Here is a 15,445-nt window from a genome sequence, read left to right on the forward strand (position 1 = left end):
GTGAATAATGTCACATGACCGACCCGGCGATGTTGATGTGCGGTGATTCAGTCGGGGACACATGGCAGCAAGAGGTGGGGAATTGGCAGACGAATTGACGATCGGGGCGCACACGCTGCGGCTGACGGTGGGCGACATCGCGGACATGGAGATTGACGCGTTCGTCTACTATGCACGGCATGATCTGGTTCTGGGGTCGGGGATCGGCACCGCGATCAGCGTGCGCGGCGGCCCGACGATTCAAGAGGAACTGGAGAAATTGGCTCCGATAAAAACAACGGAGGCGGTCGTTACGGCCGCCGGCGGCATGAAGGCCGGCCGGATCATTCACGCGGTCGGACCCCGCTTCCAGGAGGAGGACCTGGAGGCGAAGCTCGAGATGACCGTTCTCAACTGCCTCAAGAAAGCCGATGAAAGCGGGATCAGGACCGTCGCCTTTCCCGCCATGGGCGCGGGATTTTACGGCGTGCCGCTCGACGTCAGCGCCCGTGTCATGTTCTCGACGATCCGGGACTACCTTGCGGGGACGACCGGAATCGGGGACGTCATCATCTGTCTGGGTGACAACCGGGAACACGAGGTCTTTCGGCGTCGGATGTCGGAGTTGAACCAAGCAACGGGAGTCACAGGATGAGCGACGCACTGCACTTCGCCGAACACCGTTTGCAGGAGGGGGCACTGCTGTTCATGGCCCTGGTCTACACCACGCGTCTGATTTGGCTTCTCCGCCACAAGGCCGGCCGGGAACGACAACCGAAGACGGGCCTGCCGGGAACCACTCCGGCCAAAGGCGTTCTCTATTCCTGGGCCAATATCGCGATGCCCTGGGCAATGGAAAGCACGCGCACCAAACCCCTTCTCTATGCCCAGTTCGTGATCTTCCACCTGGGCGTGGTCGCCGCCATCCTACTGTCGTTCGTCATTCCCTACAATCCGTCTCTGCTGGATTGGCCGGGTGTGACGCCGGCGTTTCAGATTGCCATCGGCGCGGCGTGTCTCGTCGGCCTGCTGCGCATCATCCGGAGGGTCGGCGACAAGTACATACGGGCCATCAGCAGCCCCGACGACTATTTCTCGCTCGTCCTTCTGACCGTGTGGTTCTTCTTCGCCGCGTTGGCGGTGGCCAATGATCCAACCTCCGGCGAGGGCATCCTGTTGACGTACTTCTACATGACCGCCTTCTTCCTCGTGTACGTGCCGTTCAGCAAGATCTCACACTACCTGTACTATCCGTTCGCCCGCTATTACCTCGGGAAGACCCTGGGATACCGCGGTGTCTACCCGATCAGACACGTGCCGGCCGGGCACGAATAGACGGACGAACCTTCCGCCGGATGGAGCACGAGATGGACACCCGTATGACAACGACCCGATCCCACAAGGCCCAGAAGGTGCTGGAGCGCTTCGAAAAGAAGCTCAGCCGGCAGATCGTCAGTTCCCTGGTGGCCTGTGTGCATTGCGGCAACTGCACGAAGGCCTGCCATTATGTCCTGGCCAACCCCGACGATCCGACCTATGCGCCCGCCTACAAGGCCGACCGCATCCGGCGCATTTTCAAACGGCATTTCGATTGGACCGGGCGCCTCTTTCCCTGGTGGGTCCATGCCCGGAGCGTCTACACCGATGAGGACCTGGAGGAGCTCAAGGACGTCGTCTTCGGCAAATGCACCAATTGCCGCCGCTGCTCCATCAACTGCCCCATGGGCGTGGATTTCGCGGTATTCAACCGCATGGCCCGTGGTCTGCTCGTCTCGGTCGGCGTGATGCCCGAAGGCGTCGCCGTCGTCAGCAAGGACCAATGGGAGATCGGCAACCAGATGGGCGTCCTCAAAGAGGAGTATATCGAGACGCTCGAATGGCTCGCCGAGGAGCTGCAGGCGGAGTTGGACGATCCGCGGGCCACGATCCCGATCGACGTGCCGGACTGCGACGTCGTCTATTCCATCAACCCCCGCGAGGTCAAGTACGACCCGCGCACGATTTCCGATGCGGCCAAGATCTTCTACGCCGCTGCCGAGCGCTGGACGATGCCGTCGGAGGGCTGGGACATGACCAACTTCGGCCTGTTCTCCGGCGACGACGAGCTGGGCGGCGCTGTCGCTCGCCGACTCTATGAGAAAGTCGAGGCGCTGCGCGGCCGCATGCTGGTCATCTCCGAATGCGGCCACGGTTATCGCTCGACGCGATGCGAGGGTCCCAACTGGGCGGCGCGTGACATCAAGGCATTTGAGATGGAGAGCTCCGTGATCACGATGCTCCGCTACATTAGAGAAGGGCGGATCACGGTCGACAAGTCCCGCAATCAGACGCCGGTGACCTTCCATGACTCCTGCAACAACGCCCGCAGTTGCGGGCTGTTCGAGGAGCCGCGCGAGTTGTTGCAGTTGGTCTGCACGGATTTCCGCGAGATGTATCCCAACCGCGCCGAGAACTACTGCTGCACCGGCGGCGGCGGGGCAATGTCCATGTCGGAATACACGCCGCGCCGCCTGAAGTCGGCCAAAATCAAGGCCGACCAACTGAAGTCAACCGGGGCGGAGATCGTCGTCACCTCATGCCACAACTGCGTCGACGGCCTGACCGACCTGATCCGGCATTACAAACTCGGGATACAGGTGACACAGTTGGTCAATCTGGTCGCCAACGCTTTGGTCATCGAGCCGCGGAAGGTGGAGGTCGTCGTGGCGCCGCCGGTCGCCGAAGCGGCGCCGCTGGCCGGCTACCGAATCCTCGTGGCCGATGATGAACCCGATTTCGCCGCCTTCGTCTCCACTGTCCTGCAGGACAACGGCGCCACCGTCTTCGAGGCGTACGATGGTGATGAGACGATCGACCTGGCCCGCCGCGAGAAGCCCGATCTGATCACCCTCGATATCAACATGCCGGGGCGCTCCGGTGACGAGGTCTTCGAGTTCATGCGCCATGACCATGACTTGCGGTCGATCAGAGTCTGCATCATCACCGGCAAGCCGGAGTTGCGCCGGTTGATCTATGAGCGTCCCGTCCCGCCGCCCGAAGGGTATGTGGACAAGCCCGTCAGCGACGAAGCGCTTCTGCTCAACGTCAAGAAGATTCTGGAGGTCACGACGGAGAAGGGATGATGGAAGGAGGTCATTCGATGACGGATGCCTACCGGCGTTACTTCGATTCCATGCCCTGTTTTCTGACCGTGCAGGACCGAAATCTCCGCGTCATCGATGCCAACGACCGCTTCCGCCGCAACTTCGGTGATTTCGAGGGGCGCTATTGCTATCAAGTGTACAAACAGCGGCCGGAGAAATGCGAGGGTTGTCCCGTCGAGCGGACGTTCCGCGACGGCGAATCTCACCGCAGCGAGGAACTGGTCCGGACGATCCACGGCGATGAGGTCTGGGTCATTGTCTACTCGACGCCGATCCGGAATGAGTCCGGAGAGATCGTCTCCGTCATGGAGATGTCGACCGACATCACCGATATCAAGCTCCTCCACAGACACCTGCGCGAGAGCCAGGAACGGCACCGCCTCCTCTTTGAGGAAGTTCCCTGTTATATCTCAATCCAGGACAAGGACCTCAATATCGTCGCCGCCAACCGCATGCACCGGGAGGCCTTCGGCACCGGCTATGGGCGCAAGTGCTACGAAGTCTACAAGCATCGTGCCAAGGCCTGCACGCCCTGTCCCGTGCAGGAGACCTTTGCCGACGGTCGGGTGCGCAGCCACGAGGAGGTGGTCACGTCGCAGGACAACACCAAGATCAATGTCCTTGTGGTCACCTCGCCGTTGCGCAATGCCGACGGTGACATCGAGCACGTCATCGAGATGAGCTCGGACATCACGGCCATCCGGCAGCTTCAGGACAAACTGACCTCGGTCGGGCTTTTGATCAGCACAGTCTCCCATGGGATCAAGGGACTGCTGAACAGTCTGGACGGCGGCATCTACCTGATCAACTCCGGCCTGAAGAAGAACGACCGTGAGCGCGTGGACCGCGGCTGGGACATGACGCAGCGCAATCTTCACCGCATCCGCTCTCTGGTGATGGACATCCTCTATTATGCGAAAGACCGCGAGCCGTACTGGGAAACGGTGTCGGGCCGGGACGTCCTGCGCGATGTGATCCAGTCGATGCACGAACGCGCCGGGGAGTCGCAGATCGAACTTGTCGCCGACGGCTCTGCCACCGGTGAATTCCAGGGGGATCCACAGATGATCCGTTCCCTGCTGGTCAACCTGATCGAGAACGCCTTCGATGCCTGCCGCATCGACAAGAAGAAGCCGGAGCATCATGTCGCCATCGGTCTGGAGGAAGATCCGGAAACCGTCCGGTTCACGGTCACGGACAACGGCATCGGCATGGACCGGGAAACACGCGAGAAGGCATTCAGTTTGTTCTTCTCATCCAAAGGCGCCGGCGGGACAGGCCTCGGCCTGTTCATCGCCAACAAGATCGCCCAAGCGCACGGCGGCAAGGTCACGCTGACCTCAGAGGAAGGCCAGGGGAGCTGCCTGACTGTTGCCCTGCCGCGCCTGCGACCACAGACCGACGCGCCAGGGACCCGGTCAGATGACGGATTGGGGCCGCCGAAGTGAGTATTCCCGGACGGTCGTCTTCCCGCACGCAACTGAGTCGGAGGTTTGAATGAGCGGACTGCAAGTGATCAGCTACCTGTCCATCGCCGTCTTTCCGGTGCTCCTGATCGCCAAGATGGTCAGAATCGCGCGGATGCCGGTCCACCTACGGTGGGACCTCTATCCGATACCGCACGAAAAGGGCAAGAGTGCATACGGCGGCTCCTACTTCGAGGAGGTCGACTGGTGGACCAAACCGAGAGTACGGTCCTTGATCAGTGAACTCCGGGAAATGGCCAAGGAGATCGTCTTCATACATTCGGTGTACAAGCACAACCGCCCGCTGTGGGTGTTTTCCTTCCCCTTCCACATCGGGATGTACTGCCTGATCGGTCTGATGGCTCTGCTGGTCATCGGTGCCATTATGGGCGCCGCCGGGATCGTGGTGTCGGCCGACTCGGCCAACGGCTTCGCCGTCCTGGTGCAGCATCTCACGCGGATTCTGGGCGCGGCCGGTTGGATTTTGAGCGTCGTCGGCGTCCTCGGCCTGTTGTTCAGTCGCTTGCTCAACCGCGAGCTGCGCGTGGCCACGATCCTCAGCGACTACGTCAACCTGCTGGCCCTCCTGGCCGTGTTTGCAACCGGACTTGTGTCATGGATCACCGTCGACCCGTCCTACGCAATCATGCGCGGGTTTGTGCGGTCCCTGATCACCTTCCAGCCGGTGACGGGACTTCCGGCGGCAACGGCGACGCACCTGTGGCTGATGGCGGGGTTGCTCTTCTACTTCCCGTTCACCCACATGACCCACATGGTCGGCAAGTACTTCACCTATCACAAAGTCCGCTGGGAGGACGAGCCGAACATCCGGGGTACGCGGATCGAGCAGGCCGTTCAGGCGGCCTTGGGATACAAGATCACTTGGTCCGCGCCGCATATAAAGACAGGGAGCACTTGGGCCGACGCCGCGATGACGACCGGGGAGGTCAAGAACCATGAGTAAAAGGCGGACAACCTTGAAGGACTTCTCCCACAAACCGGGACAGCTTGTGGAACTGGATCGCAGGCAGTTTCTCCCTTTGCCCCCTCCCTATGACAAGTGGGACACGGAGCCGGAGATCAAACCCCTCTCGGAAGAGCGACAGCGGCAGTTGGAATGCGACTTGGACGGCATCAGCGCCTTCAAATTCCCCCGCCCCCAGTCCGAGGAGGAAAAACGCCGGCTGGTGGAGCAATTCCTCGCCGGCCTCAAGAAGCTCTTTGAGAGAGAGAACAACTGGACCTTCCAGCAGGCGCTCTTCTTGACCATGGAGTACTGCGCCCGCTGCCAGACGTGCGCCACGGCCTGCCCCATCTATGCGGAATCGGGTAAGATGGACATCTATCGGCCGACGTTCCGCTCCGACATCGTGCGCCGCCTCTACAAGAAGTACGTCAAGGCGGGCGGGAAGTTCTTCGCGGTGGTTTCCGGCAACGACATCGACGTGACGTGGACCATGGTCGCCCGCCTGATGGAGTTATCCTACCGGTGCACGCTCTGCCGCCGTTGCGCCCAGTCCTGCCCCATCGGTGTCGACAACGGTCTTGTCACCCACGAGCTGCGCAAGATCTTCAGCCAGGAAATGGGCGTCGCGGTCGAAGCCCTGCACACGAAGGGATCGGTCCTGCAACTCGAGGCCGGGTCTTCGACCGGGATGACGCCCGCCGCCTTTCTCGACAACGTCGAGTTCATGGAAGACGAAGTGAAAGAGCGCACCGGCCTGTCGTTCAAATGGCCGATGGACAAGGCCGGCGCCGACATCCTTCTGATTCACAACGCCGGAGAATATCTGGCCTGGCCGGAGAATCCCGAGGCGTTTGCCATCATTCTCGAGGCCGCCGGCATCAGCTACACTCTCTCCAGCGATATCGTGGCCTACGACGGCGTCAACTACGGCGTGTGGTACGATGATGTTCAACTGGCCAAGGTGGCGCTCAAGCACATGGAGACCGCGCGCAAACTGGGCGTCAAAAAGGTCGTCATCGGCGAATGCGGCCACGCCCACAAGGCGCTGACCGTCATCGCCGACCGCGTCCTGGCCGGCGACCTGAACATTCCCCGCGAGAGCTCCATGACGCTCCTGCGCGACATCATCACCAGCGGGCGGATCAAAGTGGATCCCTCGCGCAACGACGACATCACCACCACGCTGCACGACCCCTGTAATCTCGTGCGGCTCATGGGCGTGGTGGAGCCGCAGCGCGAGGTCCTCCGCGCGGTCAGCAATCACTTCCGGGAGATGACGCCGCACGGCGTCGACAACTACTGCTGCGGCGGCGGCAGCGGCTTTGCCATCACGCAGGATCTGAACTTCCCGGATTTCCGCGAGATCGTCTCGGGTCGGGCCAAGCTGCGCCAGATCCTGAACGTGTTCCAGGACATCATCGGTCCGGAGCACAAGAAGTATGTCTGCGCCCCCTGCTCCAACTGCAAGGGCGCCATCCGCGACATGTTCGCCGCCTATGGTCTGTTCGAGCGCTGCAATATCCTGTACGGTGGTCTGGTCGAGCTGGTCGTGAATGCGATGCCGGAGATCGAGCGCCCATTCCTGGAGTGGGATTGGCACTGATCGACGGGGAGGAATGCGCCGTGTCCAAGAAGATCATGATCGTTGACGATGAAGCGGATCCGCGGACCTATCTGGAGGCGTTGTTTCAGGACAGCGGTTACACGACGCTGACCGTCGCCGACGGCGATGAGGCCTGGGACAAAGTCGCGGAGTTCCAGCCCGACCTGATCACGCTCGACATCATCATGGCCCGCGAAACCGGCGTGAAGTTCTACCGCCGCCTGTGCAAAGACCCGATGCTGTCGAAGATCCCGGTGATCATCTGCAGCGGCGTGACCCAGTACAAAGACCTCTTCAGCCGCGATCATCACACGATGCCGAAGCCGTTGGCCTTTGTCGACAAACCGATCGACAAGACGTCGCTGCTTGAACTCGTGCGCACGGCGATCGGCTGACCACTGGGTCGGCCTTCCGAGTCGGGTTCACAACCCCTGAAGTGTACGGTCGGGTGCCCACACCCGACCGCCACGCCGGGTGTGAACACCCGGCGCCACAGGCTATGAGGTATGCCTGGCGGTCGTGCGACCGGTTGATGGCTCCGTCAGACTTACAAAGGCGTCTTTGAGCACGACCCCCGATGCCGAACCGTCCAGAGAGACGGCGCCGAGCGCGTGGGGATTGGCCTGATAGGCGGCCTTCAGACGGCCGCGGCGAACATAGAACCGATCCAGCAACTTCGCCTGATTCTTGCCACTGGACCCAGTGCCTGCGCTTGGACCATTGGCGGCATCTTGATGGTGCTCGTACCGAACCTGCACAAACCCGGACAGCGTGATCTTCTTCAGATTGCGGAGATCCGCATCGACCGTTGACCGCCGTGCCTCGGCGGCGCTCACGCTGTCGGCCGTCGAGACCGGTTGGGACCGGAGTGTGTCCACCGCCGGGTTTTGGCCCGGTGACGCAACCGGCATCGAAGCGACGACAAGACACGCCACCCAGACCGGAAGCGCAGCCGGCACGTCCCGCGGTTTCCGTGGGTTCATTCTGTCGATACTGGCACAACTTGGCATCATGGGCTGCTCCCTCGTTGCGGGCGGCTTGGTCTCAGAGTGTTGCGCTTCCCAGGGATGACGGCGCCACCACAGACCGTGGACGATTCGGACACGGGGCATGTGAAACCAATAACGTGCTGTGGGATGAGCAAGAACATCCATCCGCCCTCAAGGTACGGACGGACGATGTCCGTCCCTTGTAGTCCGTCAGAGAGTTGCCCGCAAGATCCTCCCGACCACGTGAGACGCCAACGCTGTCCGGCACCCGGCTGCCTCCGTCGCATCTGTCACAATCGCCCCCTGGATACAGAAGGCACTTGATTCTTGGGCCGTTGCCGCTTTCATGCGGGGGGAACAAACAGTCTGGGGACATCATGCCCGTCGTGAGCATCTTCAGCGGAACGTACTGCCTCGACGAAGAGGTGACCGCCGGGGTCGCACGGAACCTGGACCATCGCCTGATCGCAGACGAGGAGGTGATCGCCCAGGCGGCCGGCCACTGTGATCTTCCGGAGGAAAAGCTGCGCCAGGCGATGCACGGCCAGCTCTCGATCTTCAGCCGGTTCACCCGCGAGAAGGAGCGGGCGGTCGCGTACTTGCGGGAAGCGATCGCCGAGTTGGCGCTCGCCGACAACGTCGTCCACCGGGGTTTTGCCGGCCATCTTCTCCCCGGCTACATCTCCCATGTGTTGAAGGTGTGCCTCGTGGCCGGGCAGGAGTTCCGCATCGCGCGGGCCGCCGGAGACGCCGGTCAGGCCAAGGGAAAGGTTAAACGCCGGATCCAGCAGGAGGATCTGGCGCGCAGCCAATGGACGGCCTTTCTCTTCCAACGGGGCCCGTGGGACAGACGGCTCTACGACATCAAGATCCCATGCACACGACCCCGGTGGTCGATGCCGTCAATATGATCTGCGACAACGCCCGCGCCACGATCGTGCAGTCGACGCCGGCGTCTCGGAAGGCGATGGAAGACTTCCTCCTGGCGGCCCGCGTCAACAGGGCGCTGGTGGAGGAGGGGCATGATGTGGCGGTGACCAGCCGGGACGGCGACGTCACCGTGGCCATCAACAAGTATGTGCTGCGCCTGGATCATCTGCGCGAACAGTTCCGCAAGGTCGGCGCCCGGGTCGCGGGGGTGAAGAGTGTTCAGGTACGAGAGCAACCGGATCTCCGAGCGAGTCTTGTCATGAGCAACCAGGAATTCGACCTGCCCGCCAAGGTCCTGCTGATCGACGACGAGAAGGAGTTTGTCCAGACCTTGTCCGAGCGGCTGCAGATGCGGGATATCGGGACGGCGGTGGTCTTCGATGGCGAGCAGGCCCTCTCGGTCATCGACAAGGAGGAGCCGGAGGTCATGATCCTCGACCTGCGCATGCCGGGCATCGATGGGATCGAGGTTCTCCGGCGCGTCAAGCAGACCCGTCCGCAAGTGGAGATCATCATCCTGACCGGCCATGGCAGCGAGAAGGACCGTGAGTTGGCGATGAGCCTGGGCGCGTTCGCCTATCTCGAGAAGCCGGTCGATATTCAAAATCTGACCAACGTGCTTCGGGACGCCTACGAGAGAATCAAGCGAAACCAAAAGCTCCGCGAGAGTCCCGGCGCCTGACCACAGCGGCGCGACGGGGCCGCGCCCCCGGTGGTGGTGGCGCCGGCTCCCCGTCCGGCCGCCGGAGGATTCGGGCGCACGCGCACCGGCCAGGCATTACCGCCGGCTGTGGTGGTACACGGTCCTGCTCACGTCCTTCGTGGCCATCGCGCCGCTCGGCATCATCACCGCCGTCAGCTACAATCAGTACAAAGCGGCGTTTCGCGAGGGACTGATTCAGCCCGCGCAGCGGCTGACCTCCTCGATGAAACGATCGATCGAGTTCTTCCTCGAGGAGCGTCGCGCGGCGATGAAGTTCATCGTCCGGGATCGGTCATTCGCCGAGTTGGCGGACCAACAGCAGATGACGCTGATCTTCCGCAATATGCGCGAGGCCTTCGGCGGCATCATCGATCTGGGTCTGATCGGCTCGGCGGGTGTGCAGCGCAGCTACGCCGGTCCCTACGAGCTGCGCGGCGTCAACTATGCCCACGAGAATTGGTTCCGGGAGGTCCGTCTCCGGGACGTCTACGTCAGTGACGTGTTCCTGGGTTACCGCGCCTTCCCTCACTTTGTCATCGCCGTGCGGCACGAAGACCGGGATGGCGGCTTCTACGTGCTGCGGGCCACACTGGACCTCAAGATTTTGGAGCGTCAGATTGCCGCCCTCGACCTCGGCCCATCCAGCGACGCGTTCCTGATCAACCACAACGGCGTCCTGCAGACCAGCTCCGGATCCGGGTTTCACGTGCTGGAGTCCTACCTCCGGGTACCCGACTATACCGAAGGGGCGAAAGTCAGCGAGGAACGGGACGAGGGCGGGAATCCCTACATCTTGGGTTACGCCTATATTGAATCGTCTCCCTTCATCTTCGTCATGCTGAAGAAGCCCGACGCGCTCCGGCAGGGGTGGGGAGCGATGCGAAACGAATTGCTCGGGTTTCTGGCCACCAGCATCGTCCTGATTCTACTGCTCGTGGTCGGCACGTCGTCGTACATGGTGGCGTAGCTGCAAGAGTCGGACCGACGCCAGGCCGCGGCCGTCCACCAACTCGAATACTCCAGCAAGCTGGCGTCCCTGGGTCGGTTGGGGGCCGGCGTCGCCCATGAGATCAACAACCCCCTGGCGATCATCGCCGAGAAGGCCGGTCTGTTGAAGGACATCCTCTCGGCGGACCAGTCCCAGCCCGATTGGAACAAGTTTCTGAAGCACGTCGACGCCATTCTCTATTCCGTGGAGCGATGCAGCAAGATCACCCGTCAGTTGTTGGGGTTCGCCAAGCGCATCGATGTGCAAAGGAGGCCGGTCGACCTCAAGGCCCTGATCACGGAGGTCATCGGCTTCTTGGCCCGTGAGGCCGAATACCGCAGCATTACGATCCCCGTGACCGCCCTATCTGACATCCCCACCATCGAGAGCGACCCCGGGCAGTTGCAGCAGGTCTTCCTGAACATCATCACCAATGCGCTGGAGGCGGTTGATGTCGGAGGGCGGATCGCGATCGCCTTGGAGGCGAACATGTCCGGCCGCGTGGCGGTGACCGTGTCCGACAACGGTCCGGGTATCCCGGCGGACGTTCTTCCCCACATCTTCGAGCCGTTCTTCAGCACCAGGAAAGAACATGGAACCGGGTTGGGGCTGTCCATCACGTATGGGATCGTCGAGAAGCTGGGGGGACAGCTGGACGTCCGAAGCGAGCTGGGGCGCGGGACGAGTTTCACGGTGACGCTGCCGATCCTGATGCCTTGACTGGAGTGAATCGACATGGGTGCTTTGCGCGTACTCTTGGTTGATGACGAGGCCGAGTTCGTCTCCACGGTCGAAGAGCGCCTGCGCATCCGGGGGATCGAAGCCGAGGCGCTGACCAGCGGCGCCGAGGCGGTGCGGCGGCTGACGGAGCGCGAATTCGACGTCGTCGTGGCCGACATGCGAATGCCCGGCATGGACGGGCTGGAGCTCCTCCGACAGGTCAAGAAGATCCGCCCGGCGACCCGTGTGATTCTGCTCACCGGCCGGGGCTCGGAACAAGACAGCGAATCCGGCCTGGAACACGGTGCCAGTGACTACCTGATTAAGCCGATCAACATTGACGATCTAATAGACAGAATGAAGAAAGCCGTTGGTGCGTGAGTCACAACGATGAAAGACACTCCCCGCCCGGAACAGGAACTGCGGAGATCGGGACTGGCGTTCTTCGGCCGGATCACGGCCGCCGTCTCACACGATCTGAACAACGTGTTGTCGACGGTGGGTGAGTTGTCCGGTCTGCTGCAGGATTTCATCCAGGACGGACGACAGGGAAGTCGGATACCGCCGGAAAAACTCGAACGGGTCGCCGGCAGCTTGGCCGCCCAAGTGCAGCGGGGAGCGGAGATCGTCCGGCATCTGAACCGTTTCGCCCACAGCGCCGACGATCCGACCCGGACCGTCGACCTGGCCGGTCAACTGCAGGCCGTAGCCCAGTTGGCGCGGAGCTTCGCGGCCCGCCGACAGATTCTTCTCCAAACACAGTCGGACTTCGAAGCGATCTCGCTGCGCACCGACCCATTCCTGTTCCAGCAGGCCGTGTTCCTGTGCATCGACGCCGCTCTGTTGTCCGGCGAGCGCGGCGACACGATTGCCATCTCCGGACGCGGGCATGACGCCGACGCGGAGGTCATCGTGACGGCGCGATCGATCACGTCCTCCGAAGAAGTCGATGCACGTCTCTCCCTGTTGACCCTGATCGCGACGGAATTGGGCGGAACGATCGCGCATCGCCGGGATGAGGCGGACGGACACCATTTGATCCTGGCTATTCCCCGGGAGTAGCCGGGCGTCCGCCGGCGACCCGGAGCCATCAAAGGAAATGCTACGGGCCGCCCGCCGAGGCCCAAGATGTGGGGAGAACCTCATTTGCCATCCTGCCCGACCGCCACCTGATCTTCAACACGAAAACCGGATACCACTTCAGCACCGTGGACACCTATTGCGGCAGGAGCGCTGCCGCGACTTGTTCTCAGAGGCACATAGTAATACCGAACACCCTGCCGAGAGATACGGGACCCGCGAAAATCACAGCGGGCCGGGCGGCACGGTCCGGGATACGGCTTTGGTGAGTCGACAGAATGGACGATGACGGTCATCGTCCGAAGACCAGCGTCACCACCATCGCGCCCAACACGACCCAGATCGGGTTGGAGACAAACCGCAGTGCAATAACTGATCCGATGGCGAGAACCAACGTCAGGGGCTCGGTCATGCCGACCGAGGCCACCTGCCACAACACAAAGAGGAGCATGCCGATGAAGGCCGCCAAAAGACCGCGGACCACACGGCCCATGATGTCGATCCGGCGCAGGCGCACGAATTGCGGCGCGAGCACGACTAGCAGGACCGCTGACGGGAGAATGACGCAGACGGTGGCGAAGACAGCGCCGATCACCCCCCCAACCTTGTAACCGATGAAGGTGGCCGTGATGATGACTGGCCCTGGCGTGATCTGGCCAAGCGCCAACCCATCCAGAAACTCCGGCCGGGACAGCCACTTGTACGCGGTAACCACCTGATCGTACATCAGGGCAATGGCCGTATAGCCGCCCCCGAAGGCCAACAGATTGACCTTGGTCATGGCCGTCCCGAGGGACGGATAGGACGGTCCCAACTTCCCTGACAGCACAATCAGCATGACGAAGGCCACGACGACGACGACGGCCCAAAGCACCACGCGCCGGTACCGCACGGCGGGCGCCGCGCCGTTGACCGATGTCTGTGCTCCGACCCGACCCCGGGGCAACAACAAGGCCCCTGCCACCCCCGCTCCAGCCAACACGAGGATGACGTTCACGTGCAGCAGGAATCCCGCCGCGCTCGCCAACGCGATGGGAATGGCGCGCCAGTGCGAGATCGCCGGACGACTCATGGAGATAATGGCATTGACGATGATCCCGACTGTCGCCGCCCGCAAGCCCTTCAAGACGGCGACCACCAGCGGGACCTCCCCGATCCGAAAGTACACCGCCGACAGGACCAGCATGAGAATGAACGTCGGCAGCATGTAGAATACCAGGGCCACAACCGCGCCCCGACCGCCGCGCAGACGCCAGCCGATGTGCTCGCCAAATTGAACCGCCACCGGCCCCGGCAACATCTGGCAGAAGGCCAGAGAATCCTGCAGATCACTGTCTGTCAGCCAGCCCTTGCGCAGAATGGTCTGACGAATCTGCGCCACGATGGCCGGTCCCCCGTATGAAGTCAGGCCGAGGAAGAAGAATGTGCGTGCAAGCTCGCGAAGCGTTACCAAAGTCTCTGCCTGTTCCTGGTGATCATCGCCGCGTACGAAGTGCCAGGGGGATCTGACTCGCTGTCTGAGATTCGTAGCGCTCAGGTCGCCCACTCGGCCGAACGATGAGTGCACAAAAGGAAGATGTACAGCGCCAGCACGCTGAGCAAAGAGACATCAGGAAGATCGATCGCCTCGGGCGCCAGCGCCACCGAACCTCGTTCCCGGGTCGAAAGCACATCGGCCGACAGCGTCAAAAGGGAGCTCCCGTCGGCCGAAGTGAGCGACCACAGGGGAGGGACCCATCGCACCATTGTCCAATGGTAATCACGGTCATCAGAGAGACTGAGCAGGCAACCCCTGAGTGGTCTCTTCACAAGCCAAGCGGCCTCGGTGCCGGTTTCGGCGGTCCGTGCCACCACATGGTTCGCCCTGGGACCCTCACGCTCGAAAGCAATCCCCCAGTCGCCACTCGCTGTACGGACGCAACAGATCGAGGCGAGATCGACCTCTCCGCACAGAAACGCAACCACCTCCCCGGCCGCTCTCAACTCATAGGCGGTGGGCGAGGTCTCCACTCGTTCCCACTGGAGCTCGAGTAAGCCGGTGTCGGGGATGTTCCGGACAACGCGCTGGCTCTTGCGACCACATGGGAACGGGCGGCCGTTTTGATCACGACCGGGGCATTCCCACTTCTTGTCGCGGCCCACAAACGCCCGAACCCAGTGACCGGCGGACTCGATAGCCTTCAGGACACCGTTTCGGACCGTCATGGTGAGGCTCCTCTGGCTACGGCAATACCGTCCGGGCGTCCACCCCGACATCCCGGTCCAACAAATGTACGAAAACTCTCCGGCGCGGCGTGTCAAGAGATGTCCATGCCGGGTGAATCACAATCAGGCGGCGAGACGACCATGCCGACATGGCGTACGTGTTTGCCGGCCGGGAGAACCGCGTCCGTAGGTCAGGAGCCCTGTGCTCCTGACGGGTTCTTGTTTCATCATTTGGCAATCCTCAATAAGATGGCAGGAATCCGGTCGTGACTATGACCCCATTGTAACTGCGCTCGTCGCGGACGGCGGCACATGTGACAAACATTAGCAATGTGCTTGTGAAACGCGTGACAAAGCGATTGTCCGAGGGAAGAACGGCGTCTATCTTGCCGGGTCGGCCTCCGATGGAGTGACGATGAGACGATTCGTGAGAGGCTTCCGATTCCTGACGGCACTGGCGCTCGCGCTGCTTCCCGGGCGGGCGCTGGGAGGCGGGGAAGGTCTGGACGTGCCGGAGGCGCTCAACCACAAAGTACCGTTGGAAGGGGCTTGTTGAAAAACCTCCCAATTCCGCACATGTGCGGTCGGGTGCCCACACCCGACCGTTGATGCACAGCCACTTGCGCCGGGTGTGGGCACCCGGCGCCACGGAAACGGTGGCTTTTTCAACAC

General features: G+C 62.0%; 17 protein-coding genes. 14 read left to right on the forward strand and 3 right to left on the reverse strand.

Annotation, left to right across the window (positions count from 1 at the left end; translation table 11 throughout):
- Positions 1 to 61: 61 nt before the first annotated feature.
- From AB1792_06125 to AB1792_06155, 7 genes are read left to right on the forward strand one after another with little or no spacing between them, the layout of a single operon-like run.
- Positions 62 to 634 (forward strand): macro domain-containing protein, encoded by a 573-nt coding sequence (locus AB1792_06125; GenBank protein ID MEW5701788.1) that lies wholly within the window; start codon positions 62 to 64, stop codon positions 632 to 634.
- Complete coding sequence (locus tag AB1792_06130; GenBank protein ID MEW5701789.1) at positions 631 to 1,314, forward strand: hypothetical protein; 684 nt, start codon at positions 631 to 633, stop codon at positions 1,312 to 1,314. The genes AB1792_06125 and AB1792_06130 overlap by 4 nt, the downstream gene beginning before the upstream one ends.
- A 44-nt stretch (positions 1,315 to 1,358) precedes the next feature.
- Positions 1,359 to 3,101 (forward strand): response regulator, encoded by a 1,743-nt coding sequence (locus AB1792_06135; GenBank protein MEW5701790.1) that lies wholly within the window; start codon positions 1,359 to 1,361, stop codon positions 3,099 to 3,101.
- A 17-nt stretch (positions 3,102 to 3,118) separates the two neighbouring features.
- A complete protein-coding gene (locus AB1792_06140; protein ID MEW5701791.1) occupies positions 3,119 to 4,570 on the forward strand; it encodes a PAS domain-containing sensor histidine kinase in 1,452 nt (483 codons plus the stop codon).
- A gap of 49 nt (positions 4,571 to 4,619) precedes the next feature.
- Positions 4,620 to 5,552, forward strand: coding sequence for a respiratory nitrate reductase subunit gamma (locus AB1792_06145; GenBank protein MEW5701792.1), 933 nt, complete (start codon positions 4,620 to 4,622; stop codon positions 5,550 to 5,552).
- Positions 5,545 to 7,158 carry a (Fe-S)-binding protein gene (locus tag AB1792_06150; GenBank protein ID MEW5701793.1) on the forward strand — a complete coding sequence of 538 codons (1,614 nt, stop codon included), beginning with the start codon at positions 5,545 to 5,547 and terminating at the stop codon, positions 7,156 to 7,158. The genes AB1792_06145 and AB1792_06150 overlap by 8 nt, the downstream gene beginning before the upstream one ends.
- Positions 7,149 to 7,553 carry a response regulator gene (locus AB1792_06155; protein ID MEW5701794.1) on the forward strand — a complete coding sequence of 135 codons (405 nt, stop codon included), beginning with the start codon at positions 7,149 to 7,151 and terminating at the stop codon, positions 7,551 to 7,553. Before AB1792_06150 ends, AB1792_06155 begins: the two co-directional genes overlap by 10 nt.
- A gap of 102 nt (positions 7,554 to 7,655) precedes the next feature.
- Here AB1792_06155 and AB1792_06160 read toward each other — a convergent pair whose 3' ends face one another.
- On the reverse strand, positions 7,656 to 8,171 hold the full coding sequence (locus AB1792_06160) for a hypothetical protein (GenBank protein ID MEW5701795.1): 516 nt from the start codon (positions 8,169 to 8,171) through the stop codon (positions 7,656 to 7,658).
- Positions 8,172 to 8,524: 353 nt separating this feature from the next.
- Between AB1792_06160 and AB1792_06165 the strand changes: the two genes are divergently transcribed.
- From AB1792_06165 to AB1792_06190, 6 genes are all read left to right on the forward strand, one after another.
- On the forward strand, positions 8,525 to 9,058 hold the full coding sequence (locus tag AB1792_06165) for a cytidylate kinase family protein (GenBank protein MEW5701796.1): 534 nt from the start codon (positions 8,525 to 8,527) through the stop codon (positions 9,056 to 9,058).
- Positions 9,022 to 9,759, forward strand: coding sequence for a response regulator (locus tag AB1792_06170; protein ID MEW5701797.1), 738 nt, complete (start codon positions 9,022 to 9,024; stop codon positions 9,757 to 9,759). Before AB1792_06165 ends, AB1792_06170 begins: the two co-directional genes overlap by 37 nt.
- Before the next feature lie 139 nt (positions 9,760 to 9,898).
- Positions 9,899 to 10,747, forward strand: a complete 849-nt coding sequence (locus tag AB1792_06175; protein ID MEW5701798.1) for a cache domain-containing protein — start codon at positions 9,899 to 9,901, stop codon at positions 10,745 to 10,747.
- Positions 10,748 to 10,825: 78 nt separating this feature from the next.
- Positions 10,826 to 11,488: an ATP-binding protein gene (locus AB1792_06180; protein MEW5701799.1), complete on the forward strand. Its 663-nt coding sequence runs from the start codon at positions 10,826 to 10,828 to the stop codon at positions 11,486 to 11,488.
- A gap of 15 nt (positions 11,489 to 11,503) precedes the next feature.
- Entirely contained in the window at positions 11,504 to 11,869 is a 366-nt protein-coding gene (locus AB1792_06185) for a response regulator (GenBank protein ID MEW5701800.1), read from the forward strand.
- Between the two features lie 9 nt (positions 11,870 to 11,878).
- Complete coding sequence (locus tag AB1792_06190) at positions 11,879 to 12,550, forward strand: hypothetical protein (protein ID MEW5701801.1); 672 nt, start codon at positions 11,879 to 11,881, stop codon at positions 12,548 to 12,550.
- 310 nt (positions 12,551 to 12,860) lie between these two features.
- Here the strand turns inward: AB1792_06190 and chrA are convergent, their stop codons facing one another.
- The gene (gene chrA / locus AB1792_06195) at positions 12,861 to 14,135 is read right to left on the reverse strand and encodes a chromate efflux transporter (protein ID MEW5701802.1); all 1,275 of its coding nucleotides are present in this window, start codon (positions 14,133 to 14,135) and stop codon (positions 12,861 to 12,863) included.
- A complete protein-coding gene (locus AB1792_06200; GenBank protein MEW5701803.1) occupies positions 14,102 to 14,773 on the reverse strand; it encodes a hypothetical protein in 672 nt (223 codons plus the stop codon). The genes chrA and AB1792_06200 overlap by 34 nt, the downstream gene beginning before the upstream one ends.
- 415 nt (positions 14,774 to 15,188) lie before the next feature.
- Between AB1792_06200 and AB1792_06205 the strand changes: the two genes are divergently transcribed.
- Positions 15,189 to 15,329: a hypothetical protein gene (locus tag AB1792_06205; protein ID MEW5701804.1), complete on the forward strand. Its 141-nt coding sequence runs from the start codon at positions 15,189 to 15,191 to the stop codon at positions 15,327 to 15,329.
- Positions 15,330 to 15,445: the final 116 nt, after the last annotated feature.

This window comes from Candidatus Zixiibacteriota bacterium (assembly GCA_040752595.1).
Taxonomy (GTDB): Bacteria; Zixibacteria; MSB-5A5; order WJJR01; family WJJR01; genus JACQFV01.

Bases quoted from the DNA above. Each gene is read 5' to 3' on its own strand.
- AB1792_06190 (MEW5701801.1), top strand. From the start codon at position 11,879: ATGAAAGACACTCCCCGCCCGGAACAGGAACTGCGGAGATCGGGACTG.
- AB1792_06205 (MEW5701804.1), top strand. From the start codon at position 15,189: ATGAGACGATTCGTGAGAGGCTTCCGATTCCTGACGGCACTGGCGCTC.
- AB1792_06200 (MEW5701803.1), bottom strand. From the start codon at position 14,773: ATGACGGTCCGAAACGGTGTCCTGAAGGCTATCGAGTCCGCCGGTCAC.
- AB1792_06135 (MEW5701790.1), top strand. From the start codon at position 1,359: ATGACAACGACCCGATCCCACAAGGCCCAGAAGGTGCTGGAGCGCTTC.
- AB1792_06130 (MEW5701789.1), top strand. From the start codon at position 631: ATGAGCGACGCACTGCACTTCGCCGAACACCGTTTGCAGGAGGGGGCA.
- AB1792_06145 (MEW5701792.1), top strand. From the start codon at position 4,620: ATGAGCGGACTGCAAGTGATCAGCTACCTGTCCATCGCCGTCTTTCCG.
- AB1792_06160 (MEW5701795.1), bottom strand. From the start codon at position 8,171: ATGATGCCAAGTTGTGCCAGTATCGACAGAATGAACCCACGGAAACCG.
- AB1792_06140 (MEW5701791.1), top strand. From the start codon at position 3,119: ATGACGGATGCCTACCGGCGTTACTTCGATTCCATGCCCTGTTTTCTG.
- AB1792_06150 (MEW5701793.1), top strand. From the start codon at position 5,545: ATGAGTAAAAGGCGGACAACCTTGAAGGACTTCTCCCACAAACCGGGA.
- AB1792_06165 (MEW5701796.1), top strand. From the start codon at position 8,525: ATGCCCGTCGTGAGCATCTTCAGCGGAACGTACTGCCTCGACGAAGAG.
- AB1792_06185 (MEW5701800.1), top strand. From the start codon at position 11,504: ATGGGTGCTTTGCGCGTACTCTTGGTTGATGACGAGGCCGAGTTCGTC.
- AB1792_06170 (MEW5701797.1), top strand. From the start codon at position 9,022: ATGCACACGACCCCGGTGGTCGATGCCGTCAATATGATCTGCGACAAC.
- AB1792_06125 (MEW5701788.1), top strand. From the start codon at position 62: ATGGCAGCAAGAGGTGGGGAATTGGCAGACGAATTGACGATCGGGGCG.